This is a genomic window from Piscibacillus sp. B03 (genome assembly GCF_052246295.1).
In the GTDB taxonomy this organism is placed as follows: Bacteria; Bacillota; Bacilli; order Bacillales; family Alkalibacillaceae; genus Piscibacillus.
The window spans coordinates 65,535-77,446 of sequence record NZ_JBQQCO010000016.1; the positions used below are offsets into that span (position 1 = coordinate 65,535).

15 protein-coding genes are annotated in these 11,912 nt (G+C 35.3%); 4 read left to right on the plus strand and 11 right to left on the minus strand.

The window, feature by feature from the left end; translation table 11 throughout:
* Positions 1-133: 133 nt before the first annotated feature.
* The 3 genes from gap to ACTWQB_RS11765 form a co-directional block, all read right to left on the minus strand.
* Positions 134-1,141: a type I glyceraldehyde-3-phosphate dehydrogenase gene (gene gap, locus ACTWQB_RS11755; protein WP_443139377.1), complete on the minus strand. Its 1,008-nt coding sequence runs from the start codon at positions 1,139-1,141 to the stop codon at positions 134-136.
* Between the two features lie 18 nt (positions 1,142-1,159).
* Complete coding sequence (locus tag ACTWQB_RS11760; RefSeq protein WP_443139378.1) at positions 1,160-2,158, minus strand: sugar-binding transcriptional regulator; 999 nt, start codon at positions 2,156-2,158, stop codon at positions 1,160-1,162.
* A gap of 148 nt (positions 2,159-2,306) precedes the next feature.
* The gene (locus tag ACTWQB_RS11765) at positions 2,307-2,546 is read right to left on the minus strand and encodes a glutaredoxin family protein (protein ID WP_443139395.1); all 240 of its coding nucleotides are present in this window, start codon (positions 2,544-2,546) and stop codon (positions 2,307-2,309) included.
* 103 nt (positions 2,547-2,649) lie between these two features.
* Here ACTWQB_RS11765 and ACTWQB_RS11770 point away from each other — a divergent pair, with 103 nt between their 5' ends.
* Positions 2,650-3,876: a mechanosensitive ion channel gene (locus tag ACTWQB_RS11770; protein ID WP_443139379.1), complete on the plus strand. Its 1,227-nt coding sequence runs from the start codon at positions 2,650-2,652 to the stop codon at positions 3,874-3,876.
* Positions 3,877-4,103: 227 nt separating this feature from the next.
* Here the strand turns inward: ACTWQB_RS11770 and ACTWQB_RS11775 are convergent, their stop codons facing one another.
* On the minus strand, positions 4,104-4,652 hold the full coding sequence (locus tag ACTWQB_RS11775; RefSeq protein WP_443139380.1) for a cysteine hydrolase family protein: 549 nt from the start codon (positions 4,650-4,652) through the stop codon (positions 4,104-4,106).
* 5 nt (positions 4,653-4,657) lie between these two features.
* Positions 4,658-5,398 (minus strand): NAD(+) synthase, encoded by a 741-nt coding sequence (nadE, locus tag ACTWQB_RS11780; protein WP_443139381.1) that lies wholly within the window; start codon positions 5,396-5,398, stop codon positions 4,658-4,660.
* A gap of 133 nt (positions 5,399-5,531) precedes the next feature.
* On the opposite strand from nadE, the gene ACTWQB_RS11785 reads away from it, so the two are divergent.
* Both ACTWQB_RS11785 and ACTWQB_RS11790 read left to right on the plus strand, forming a co-directional pair.
* On the plus strand, positions 5,532-6,731 hold the full coding sequence (locus ACTWQB_RS11785; RefSeq protein WP_443139382.1) for a DUF418 domain-containing protein: 1,200 nt from the start codon (positions 5,532-5,534) through the stop codon (positions 6,729-6,731).
* Positions 6,732-6,754: 23 nt separating this feature from the next.
* Entirely contained in the window at positions 6,755-7,123 is a 369-nt protein-coding gene (locus tag ACTWQB_RS11790) for a DUF4181 domain-containing protein (protein WP_443139383.1), read from the plus strand.
* 103 nt (positions 7,124-7,226) lie between these two features.
* Here the strand turns inward: ACTWQB_RS11790 and ACTWQB_RS11795 are convergent, their stop codons facing one another.
* From ACTWQB_RS11795 to ACTWQB_RS11820, 6 genes are all read right to left on the minus strand, one after another.
* Positions 7,227-8,138 carry a VOC family protein gene (locus tag ACTWQB_RS11795; protein WP_443139384.1) on the minus strand — a complete coding sequence of 304 codons (912 nt, stop codon included), beginning with the start codon at positions 8,136-8,138 and terminating at the stop codon, positions 7,227-7,229.
* A gap of 13 nt (positions 8,139-8,151) precedes the next feature.
* Positions 8,152-8,676, minus strand: a complete 525-nt coding sequence (locus ACTWQB_RS11800; protein ID WP_443139385.1) for an SRPBCC family protein — start codon at positions 8,674-8,676, stop codon at positions 8,152-8,154.
* 22 nt (positions 8,677-8,698) lie between these two features.
* On the minus strand, positions 8,699-9,025 hold the full coding sequence (locus ACTWQB_RS11805) for an ArsR/SmtB family transcription factor (protein WP_443139386.1): 327 nt from the start codon (positions 9,023-9,025) through the stop codon (positions 8,699-8,701).
* Between the two features lie 168 nt (positions 9,026-9,193).
* Complete coding sequence (locus ACTWQB_RS11810) at positions 9,194-9,493, minus strand: putative quinol monooxygenase (protein WP_443139387.1); 300 nt, start codon at positions 9,491-9,493, stop codon at positions 9,194-9,196.
* Between the two features lie 15 nt (positions 9,494-9,508).
* Entirely contained in the window at positions 9,509-10,003 is a 495-nt protein-coding gene (locus tag ACTWQB_RS11815; protein ID WP_443139388.1) for an SRPBCC family protein, read from the minus strand.
* A gap of 169 nt (positions 10,004-10,172) precedes the next feature.
* On the minus strand, positions 10,173-10,874 hold the full coding sequence (locus tag ACTWQB_RS11820) for a hypothetical protein (RefSeq protein WP_443139389.1): 702 nt from the start codon (positions 10,872-10,874) through the stop codon (positions 10,173-10,175).
* Between the two features lie 353 nt (positions 10,875-11,227).
* On the opposite strand from ACTWQB_RS11820, the gene ACTWQB_RS11825 reads away from it, so the two are divergent.
* Positions 11,228-11,752 (plus strand): hypothetical protein, encoded by a 525-nt coding sequence (locus ACTWQB_RS11825; protein ID WP_443139390.1) that lies wholly within the window; start codon positions 11,228-11,230, stop codon positions 11,750-11,752.
* Positions 11,753-11,912 lie beyond the last annotated feature (160 nt).

Sequence of the window (11,912 nt, forward strand, 5' to 3'; positions counted from 1 at the left end):
TCTTTATGTAACTAATATAGCAAAACTTACCTCATGTTCCCACTCGATTCCGACAAAATTCTAGAAAATAGGGAGGAACAAGTCAATGTCCCTCCCTATATTTTACCATTATTCAATCATTCATTCGAAAAACTTATAGACCTTGTTTTGCCATATAAGCCGCTAAATCGACACAACGAGTTGAGTAACCTGATTCGTTGTCATACCAAGATACGACTTTTACCATGTTATCTTCAATAACTAATGTTGAATCACCATCAACAATTGAAGAATAAGGGCTACCATTATAGTCACTTGATACAAGTGGTAGATCTGTATAGTCTAAAATTCCTTTTAATTCATTTTCAGCAGATTCTTTTAACGCTGCGTTTAATTCATCAACTGTTACGTTTTTATCTAATTCGGCAACTAAGTCTACAATAGAAACATTTGGAGTCGGTACACGCATTGCCATACCTGTTAGTTTACCATTTACTTCTGGAAGTACTTTCGCAACCGCTTCAGCTGCACCAGTCGTTGTCGGAATGATGTTTTCAGCTGCTGCACGTGCACGACGGTAGTCTTTATGAGGTAAGTCTAAAATTTGTTGGTCGTTTGTGTACGAGTGCACAGTTGTCATGATGCCACGCTTAAGACCGAACTTGTCACTTAACACTTTTGCTACAGGTGCTAAGCAATTCGTTGTACAAGAAGCGTTTGAAACGATGTGGTGACTGTCTTTGTCATACTTATCGTCATTAACACCCATCACAATTGTTAAATCTTCATCCTGAGCTGGTGCTGAGATAATAACTTTTTTAGCACCTGCATCAATATGTTTTTGTGCATCTTCGCGTTTACGGAATAAGCCAGTTGATTCGATCACGACTTCTACACCAAAATCTCCCCATGGTAAATTTGCAGGGTCACGTTCAGATAATACTCTAACCTCTTTACCATCAACTAAAATTGCGCCTTCTTTCGCTTCGATGTCAACATCTAATTCACCGTGAACGGAGTCATATTTTAATAGATGAGCGAGCATATTCGCATCTGTTAAATCGTTAACAGCTACTACTTCAACCTCACTATTGTTTAATGCTGCACGGAATACACGACGTCCAATACGTCCAAAACCATTAATACCTACTTTTACTGCCATTATGAAAACCTCCTAAAATTATATAGATGATGATGTTAATAAAACTCGCGCGATCGCTTCGTCAATAATTAACACATCTGTTGAGCCCCATTTAAAAAAGGCTGAAATCGCTTGACTCTTACTTGCTCCACCTGCAACCGTCATAACGGTCTTATCATCTGTCAAAAGATCTTTCGTCATACCGATAGAATTTAACTGGTGTATAGTTTTCCCGTTTTGGTCAAAGTAATAACCAAAAGCTTCCCCTACTGCAGATTTTTCTTGAAGCAATTTAATTTGCTCTTCATCAGCTTGGCGGCGACGAGCCATTTTCAGCGCATCCCCAATACCATGAATGACGATCTCCGCTTGTTGAATTAAGGAAATCACATCCTTAACAGCAGGTTCTTCCATCATTTTTGTGTAAATATCTTTTCCAACGGTATCCGGTACATACAGCAAACGATAACTTCCATTCATACGTTTCGCCATCTGTACACAAATGGAACTCGCTTGGTACTCATGCATGTCACCAAGTCCACCACGCGCTGGAACAAAAAGCGGCCTGACTTGATCAATTGGGTTTAAGTTCTCTGCTACTGCTGCCATCGTAGAGCCGCCTGTTACCGTCACAATCGAGTGATCACTCAACCGTTGTAGAAGCTCTTCCGCTGCTGCTTGACCTAGCAATTCCTTAACCTCTTTGTCCTGATCCGCATTCCCTGGTACGATTTTCACCTTTTGAACTGGTAGAGCTTTTAGCAATTGAGCTTCTAAATTATCTAAGTCTGAGATCTCCCGCATGATATCTGGATAAGTCTCAACAACCGAACGTCCTTGGTCACTTACCCACATACCTTTACTTGTAACATCAACCAAACCTTGTTCATCGAGAAGCTCAATTTCACTTCGCATTTGCCTTTCCGTTTTGCCTAACTGATCAGCTAGAGTCCTGCGACCAATCGGTTCATGCAAGTGAATCATTTTTAAGATCTGATAGCGCTGATCAATGACGGTTAACAAATCCGGAATAAGCATTTTTTGAAATTGAAAAAGTTTATTCAGATCCCTCCACCTGCTTTCTTGGTCATTTTTCGTCCTTTAGGTAGTCATTTTTTGTCCCGCTGAGGGCAAAAAAATATCCTAAGAACAGAATAGCAAAACACTCCCCCGTTGGCAAACATTTTTATTTAGCCAAATTTTTCGTAATAAAATCATCCAGCGTTCCTGCGTTGAGCGATGATGCATTCAGTTCTTCTTCACCTATTTTGACAACTGGAATCGTTAAAAAATACGTTTCTAATAAAGTATCATCTTCTTCTATATTATGTTCCAAGATTTTAAAATCATACATTAATTGATAAGTCTGAAGCTGTTCCTTCGCTTCCTCACATAACTTGCACCCTGGCTTTGTATAAAAAAACACTTGGTTCAACGATTACACCCTCTTTTCATCAAAATGTTTAACAATTTGACATTAGGTTATATGAATTATAGAGCAAATAATTTTCAAAAAAGGAGAGGATTGCATGAACGATTTATCATCATCGTTCCAGAGTATGTTAAACGATTTAATCCAAGCCATTCCAAGTGTGATTGCTGCACTACTTCTATTATTACTAGCTTGGATCGTCGCAGTTGTAGCTAAAAATATTGTACAAAAGCTTTTCGTCAAAATGGGCCTACACAAAGGATTAAGTAAAACACCTGTTGTACGAGATGAAAATCACGGAAAAAGTATTCTAAATAGTGCCGGTAAAATTGTTTATTTCTTAGTGTTCATATTATTTTTACCAGCCATTCTAGATGCACTTAATATGAATTCAGTCTCCGAACCTATTTCAAATATGATGGACAAACTTCTCGGATTCATCCCGAACCTCATTGCCGCAGCCATCATTTTAGTCATTGGGATCTTCATAGCTAAACTCATCAAAGAACTATTCGAAAAATTCTTCAGAAGCTTAAATTTAGATGATTGGTTTAATAAAATTAGCCCTAGAAATAGTGGTGGAGCTGAAGTTCAAACAACTTTATCAAACGTACTAGCTAATATCATCTATATTATCATTTTAATTCCGATTGTCACAATTGCATTAGAAGCTTTAGACATTCAAACGATCTCAGAACCAATTCAAGCTGTATTAAATGATGTTCTAACTATGATTCCAAATATTTTTGTAGCGATTATTCTACTAATTGTTGGTTACTATCTAGCAAAACTACTAGGCAACCTATTAACTAGCCTACTACAAGGAACTGGCATCAATAATATTTATGAATCATTTGGATTAAATAGTGAAGACAAGCCGAATGTCGATTTAGCACAACTACTAGGAACTATTACTAAAGCGGTCATCGTCCTATTCTTTACAGTTGAGGCGCTAAACGTACTAGAACTTGAAGTGTTGAACACCATTGGTGATGCGTTAATTGGTTACCTACCATTCTTACTAAGTGCACTGTTAATCTTAGGTGGTGGCCTATTCTTAGCGAACCTATTAAGCAACTGGATTACGAAATACACAAACAGCCCATTCTCAGCACAGATCGTGAAATATGTTGTCATTGTTTTTGCCGTATTCATGACATTAGATCAATTACAGTTTGCGAAAACCATTGTTAACATTGGGTTCTTATTAATCCTAGGTGGTCTTATGATTGCGTTTGCCATCTCATTTGGTATTGGCGGACGTGAATTCGCGAAAACACAACTAGCCAAATTTGAAAATAAGTTAAATCGAAAAGATCAATAAATAACGAAGATGCCCTGAATTTGCTCAGGGCATCTTTTCTTATCTACTACATAAGCCGAGGCGTTAAACCTCGGCTTTTATTATCTATTTTTTTGATTTATTATCTAATTCTTAAGGTTTATTATCTAATTTCTGAATTTATTATCTAAATCTCGATGTTTATTATCTATTTTTCACATTTATTATCTAAAATCCAGGTTTTATTATCTATTTTTCGCTTTTATTATCTAATTTAAGTTCAGCTTCCCATTAAACTCCGAAATATCACATTGAGTTAATCGATGAATAATGTGCAGGGCTGCGTTATTATAAAACTCTTCTTCAGATGCCATGCAATTTTGTGGCACCCACATTGAATAGCCTTCTAAATAAGCATCTTTGGCGGTAAACAGCACACACATGTCGCCAGCAATCCCAGTTAAAATTAAGTGATCAACCTCTAAATCTTCAAGTAACAGATTCAATTGAGTCCCATAAAATCCTGAATGTTTTGACTTAATAATAAAAAAGTCATCTTCTTCAGGTTTTAGTTTTTCAATCCAATCTTTCGCCATACCATCTAAACAATAGTCAATAAGGTCATCATGGTTTTCCTTCCACATTCCAAAGTTATCATTCACATAGATGACAGGTAGTCCCTCTTGTTTAGCTAACTTCTTCAACTCTACCATGGGACCAACAATATCAACCGTATTGTTATAAAGGTCCTCTGCCCCTTCAAAATCCATTCGATTAATCATATCTATAATTAGTAAGGCTGTCTTTTGATTACCCATCTTGTTCACCCTTTGTATGGTTTAGGACTTGGAGCAATGTTTCGTTTATGTTCCGTAGACTTGTGTAACTGTTGAATCACATCTAATGAATCTCTTGGGATCTCTTCTCCCCTTAAATAAGCATCGATATGAGCATACGATACACCCATCTCTTGTTCATCTGTTTGGCCTTCCCAAAGTTCCGCACTTGGTTTTTTATTTAGTATCGCATCAGGCACACCTAGATATTCTGACATCTCAAAGACCTCACCTTTAGTTAGGTTCTTAAGTGGTTCTAAGTCTGATGCTCCATCACCATACTTCGTAAAATAGCCAGTATACGTTTCTGCCTTATTACCAGTGCCAACTACTAAATAGCCAAAATTTTGAGCTAGAGCATAAAGTGTGCTCATGCGGACCCGTGCTTTTAAGTTGGCACTTACCATTTGTTCTGTCTCTGCATTCCATTGGTTACCCAAAGCCTGCTTAATTAGGTCCAGTTGAACCTCGTAAGCGTTCGTCAACTCTATGCCATAATAAGTCAGATCTAATTTTTTCACGAGTTCTAAAGCATCTGGCTGTTCGTCAATAGGTTTTCCAATCGGCATGATTACACCTAGAGATTCTGCAGGAAATCCTCGTTTCATGAGTGCTGCAGCTAAAGCCGAATCAATTCCACCACTTACGCCAACGATCACCCCGTTAGCACCGGCATCTTCTACATATTCTTGCATCCATTTCACAAGATAATTCACACGCTCTTCCATCAAAGTCCCTCCTTCTTGTCTTTATAATTGTTTACCTTAACAGAGGAACTTCAAACATCATTACCTAATATTGTCTTTTTCTGAATAAAACTGTATATTTAAATAAGCGCTAATTTTTGAAGGAGTTTGAATAATGAACCAAAACAGAATTTCTTTAATCGATGCTATAAGAGGCTTCAGTTTGTTCGGAATCTTACTAGCAAATCTACTCATCTTCCAATACGGCATTTATGGAAAAGATGAATTAGACTATTACTCTGTTAACGGCATTGACCTTTTCACAAATTATCTAATAGAGATTTTTATTGAGGGCTCGTTTATGCCTATCTTCACATTCATCTTTGGTTATTCTATTGTTTTGATGATCGATAAGCTTAGATCCAATGGTTTGCCCATAAAACGCTATCTAGGCAGACGATTTATTGGATTAATCATGATTGGTGGGCTACATTTCTATTTTCTTTGGGAAGGTGACATTTTATTATCATACGGGGTTATCGGACTTATACTCTTAATGTTTATAAAACGAAAACCAAAAACCTTATTAACTTGGGCAGTTGTAATCGTATCATTAATGACAATTATTAGTTTCGTACCGGTCGACCCACAAGAGGACCAATACATATTTTTTAATGAAGAACAGCTTGAAGCTTATTTAGATGATAGCACTACCGTTTATCAAACAGGAAGTTATCAGGAGATTCAACAGTTTCGATTGAATGAAGACCCGATGACTTTAGAAACTAAAGGAGCCACCATTGGCCTAGGGGAAAGTCTCTTCATCATAGCCTTAATTCCTTTCTTGTTGCTCCCTATATTTTTATTAGGTATTTATGCAGGAAAAAAACAGTGGCTTCATCAACCGGAACAACATAAACGATCTTATCTCATAGCTGCAAGTATTTTATTACCCATTGGATTCTTAATGGAGCTTACGTTATACGTAATTCCTCAACTCGACTTAACAATAATAGGTGACATGTCACTATCCATGGGGTACATTTTTATATTTGCCTACTTGTACACGAAACTAAATGGACATAACGTAATTAAAGGTTTTGAAAAGGTTGGAAAGTTATCATTATCTAATTACATCTTACAAACGATTATTTGTACATTCATTTTCTATGGTTATGGTTTAGGTATGTTCGGTAAGCTCGGAGTTACGGTGGCTACTTTAATAGGAGTGGTTATTTATATCATTCAGGTTTTTTTAAGTCAGTTGTACTTGAAGAAATTTAGTCAGGGGCCATTAGAGAGGTTAATTAGAATGTTAGTTTATTTAAAATTTCGTTCTAAGCCAAAAAATCAAGATCAAAAAGATGCGGCTTAAACTCAAGATGACGGAGGAGAAATATGAACCACCTTGTAGGATTTTTATTATTTGCCTTAATGCTAGTTGGAGCTATATACATTATTGATAAAGTGACCAGGGCTATTTTGGGGATAAAAAAAGACTCTAAATCTAGCATCCATGTTAATAAAACTCACGCTAATTTACATACATTACTCATGATCACTTTATCAACACTTTATCTTGTGAACCATAGTTATAACGTTATTAGTAATAAAAGTGCGGTCATTATTTTCATTCTTGCCATATTTACCTTTCATTCCCTTATGCAGTTGATCTTTTTAAGGGGTTCAAAAGAATATATCATCTCAATGCTGACAGGGATTATTTTATCAACTCTAGTTGGCATTACGTCTTTTTTTATTGCTTAATTCGAATAAACAATAAAAACGTTTCTATAGTTGAGCATCGTAATTTGATAAATTAAAGCCATTAAAAACACCAGCCAACACAGTTGACTGGTGTTTGTTTTACTTAATTTCCCTGATAAGCTTCCTCTAATTTTTTAATATCAAATTTCTTCATTTGGAGAAACGCTTTGGTTAATTGTTCTTTTTGCTCACCTTTTGCGTTAGTTAACATTTCTCCCATCACTTCTGGCCAGACTTGCCAAGAGACACCGTAAGGATCCTTTAGCCACCCGCACTGTTCTGCCGAAGGTTCCGATGAAAGTTTTTCCCAATAGTAATCGATTTCTTCTTGATTGTCACACCTGACTAACAGTGATATCGCTTCATTAAACTTAAAATCATGTTGTTGTGCGCTATCCATTGCCGCAAACCATTGACCTTCCAGTTTGAAATCCGTGAACATAACCGTTCCTTCCTCATTCGGAGCCATACCATCTGGATAACGGGCTATTGTTCCTCTTTTGGAATCATTGAAAACTGAAAGATAATAATCAATGGCTTCTTCCGCCTTACCAGCCAAATCTTGGACGTACATTACAGACGGAATAATAAAAGGTCGTTCTTCACCTTCTGGATTAGTCAAAATTAATTGCCATGACAGACCATATTTATCTTGGATCCACCCATAAAGTTCGCTAAATGGATATTCCTGAAGCTCCATAAGTGGGGTTCCACCTTCAGCAAGCTGCGCCCAAAGCATCTTTAGGTTTTCCTTCGCATTGGCATCTTTAGATGAATCAAAATTTATCATAAACGAAATGGAAGGGTTAAACTTAAAACTTGGTCCACCGTTGATTGCCATAAACGAAAAACCCGCTAGATTAAATGACACTATATCACTATCTCCAGATGGCGTATCGTTTACAGTTGATAGATTAGTAACCTCCGAATCTGGAAAAATACTCGTATAAAACTCAGCTGCTTCTTTTGCTTGATGATCAAACCATAGGTGTGGAACAATTTTTTGATTAAGCATCTATAATGTCCTCCTAAGAACCTTGTTTAACATTCGCAAGGCGTTCTTCCAAACGATCCCAAGTTTGGGCGATACCTTCAAGCATACCCATATCTATGACAGTATTAAGCGCTTCTGCAGATGCATACTCAACACGATTAACAAGTTTCGTTTCGTCACCTAAATCAATAAATTCAACTACAATTTCTGAAGCTGGCAATTCCTCATTAATATTTCCATCCGTATCCGCTAAATAATCTGTATATGCTATCATTTCCGGCTCTATGATGTCTTTGTAAATGGCTTTACCGCAAGATTCCATGCCGTAATATTCGCCTTGATTTCTGTCCATACACTTCATACAATAATTCCAGGTCCCACCTGGCCGAAAGTCAATCTCGCAATAAGGTAACTCCCAGCCAACAGGGCCCCACCAATGCTTAAGGTGTTCAGGTTCTTTAAACATTTTAAATGCAAGATCACGCGGTGCCCCAAATGTACGCTCGAGTATTAATACTCGATCACCCTCCACTCTTGATCTTACATCTTGAATTGACATCATAACGCCTCCATAATTGAATTTAGTTCAAAGGTTTTTTCCCTTGTAATACATCTAGATAATCATCCAATCGATCCATACGCGCTTCCCACATCTTTCGGTAAGAGTCGAGCCATCGATCTATTTCCTGGAACGATTCTGCTTTTAATTTGTAAATTCTGCGATTAGCCTCAGGCTGAACCTCTACAAGCCCCGCTTCATTTAATACTTTAAGGTGCTTTGAAGTTTGAGGTTGATTGAGTTCAAGTTTTTCTGCAATCTCTCCTACTGATTGTGGATGCTTTAGTAATAAATCAATAATATCTAGTCGATTAGAATCTGCTAGTGCACTAAATGTTTGGTCGTTCATGTTGATCAGCTCCTACCCTAAGTTTTAACATCCAATTTTTCAACGTTCACTTACCACTTGATTGGCCACCTCCAAATCATTGAGTATCAAAGTGAGTTCTAGTAGTTATTTATATTATTCTTTAAATAGAATATTCTTGTCAAGGAATATTAAGAGTTTAATTTGATCTTAAAATGGTGGTTCAGTTTTATTAATGTGATGTTTCGACATATTTATTTCTAAGATTGGAGTGATTTGTTTTGGGGGATTTGCTACTTTACGAAATGCTTGTAAAGCTTCCTCTGATTGCCATGATTCAAAATTATTGATTCGTGCTGGATTAATCGGGTCAGCAGTTATCGCCAGATCAAGGCATCCAGGGGTTTGTCTTGCCCGTTTCATCAAATCTTCATGGGCCTTAACAACTTCATCACGTTTACTTGGTTCAACGGTATACCATCCAGCTATAATAATTTTTGGTGTACTCAAATAAAGACCTCCTTATTACATTGACTTTGTTGACATATAATCTTCTAACTGAGTAAAAGTAACTGAGAATCCCTCTTTGAACATTTTTTGTGATAACTTAAAGTTTTCAAGCTCCTCTTCTGTTGCAGAAACAGGTTTCGCAACCATCGTAATAATTGTTTTCCCATCAAGCTCCTCGAACTTATAAGCATTTTGTATTTTCATTGGCCAGTTTTCATCAAAGGGTGCGCGGACGACATTTCCTTCCTCATCGGAAAAATAACTCGTATAGATGAGTTTTTCTGGTACAATAATTTCATCGTATTCAAACTTCACCCACATAACATCACCATCTACAGGTTTTTGACTGTAATGAAATACACCGCCTGGACGGAAATCCGCTTTAGCAACTTGGAACACCCATCCTTCTGGTCCCCACCAATTTTGTAGATGTTCTGAGTCGGTGAATGCCTTAAACACAAGATCACATGGAGCATTGAAAGTATGAGTTAATTCAACCTGACTTCCCATTTTGATACCTCCTAGATTTTTATTTAGAATCATCAAGATAATCTTTTTAGATTCCACAAAAAATTTCATCTACTACGTTAATTTAAATATTCCATAAATGGAATATACCATTATCTTAATATTCTTATCAAGGAATATTTAACTTACTTTTCTGTTATTGAATGTAAAATTATTTATTGTTATATCCCTCTATTAGAATTTGATAATAATCTTCTAAGATAAAATAATCTTGAATAAACTTATCAAATTGCCCTTTACTTAATCTAATTCCACGGTTTCCACCATTTTGGTGATTATATATTTCACCTAACATTTGATATAAATGTTTATTCAGATACTCTAAGAAATTTTTCTCCTTTTTATTCAACTTTTGATCTTCTAAAAAAGGTGGGATATTGTGCTTACTATCACCAGAAATAATGGTGTTTTTTATTTTATCTATATCATTCGGGATTCCGCCTTGCCCTTTCATATAATATGGTGTTCGACTAATCATATGGTCGAGGATAGCAAGGTTATTTGTTAATAGATTTATTTTACTTCCTAGTTCAACCTCATCAGGCTGTTCTTTAAGTATAGATTCTATCAAATTTATATTATTATCTATCTGATACGCAAAATCATTGATAAATATTTGAAATTGATCATTTTGATTATTGCTTATGCTAAAAAGTTTAACTATTAAAAAAAGATTTATAAAGGAAGAAAAACAAATAATTATTATCCAAATTCTTTTATAATTCATCTCTTTCCGAACATCTCCCTCATCAATATAAAAAACTGAAGTTTTCAAATCTTGAAGACTTATTCTCATATTTGCTAAGAATAAGGTGGTTATAAAAGCAATAAGAATATTTATATTAAACTTCAATTTCCTCCGTTATTCACATTTCATTACAACTTTTTCAAAATTATATCATTCAAACTTATTCTAACTGTCGAACTTTTTGGTGCATTGTTTGGTTTAAGTTACAATGTTGTAACTTGTTTAAACATAACTATAAAATATCACTAAATTATTAATATTCAATAGGAATTTTGATAGATTTTTGAAACAAAATTTTTGTCGAATAAATAGCCGAAAGCGACCATACATTTTTTTCCTTTATTGTTATATAATTTAATAAAATTCCATTTTAACACTATTGGAGGTGGTCTAATGCACTAAACAATTAGGTGTTGGTAACTCTGAAATATTGGAAAACTAATTAGGGGGTAATAGTATTGAATTCTAAACTTAGAATTTTTACAGTATCTCTATTTTTAATTCTACTTTGCCTAATCAGTGTATATTCCATTAACGCAGAAGACAATATGACTAATTTAATGATCAAAGAAATTAAAGGTGAGATTATTACTAGTGATTCACTAGAAAGTAAGGGCGACACTACCTTTAATGCATTAGAAATTCAGCAAAATAATGGAATAATTTATGGAAAAGGTGTTATTAACAAAAACGGAAATGAATCTAATATTACATTTAAAGGCGAACTTTATCCTGTTATTGGAAAAAGCCCACTAGAAGGTAAATTAATATTAGGAGATCTTAAAAGTGACGATAACTTTAATATTTTACAATTTAAGATCGAAAAAGACACTAATATTAATAATAAGGATGCTAAGATTACCTTAATATTAGAAGATAAAAAAAATAAGAATTGGTTACGTTTTGAAAAAAATATAGATATTAAAACCTTTGAGGATTTCCATCATGGGTCAAAATGTATAGTGCAAAATAAAAATACATAGTTTTGCAACGAAAAAGTACACAACGTTGTAATAAAAAAAGACTTGCCAGCCCAATCAAATAACTCTACTGTTATTGGTGTCTAATCAAATCACAGTGGAGGTTGAAAGGAATGCTGGCAATGTCTGAAGTTAATTGTATCAAACTTTTAAGAAATCAAAA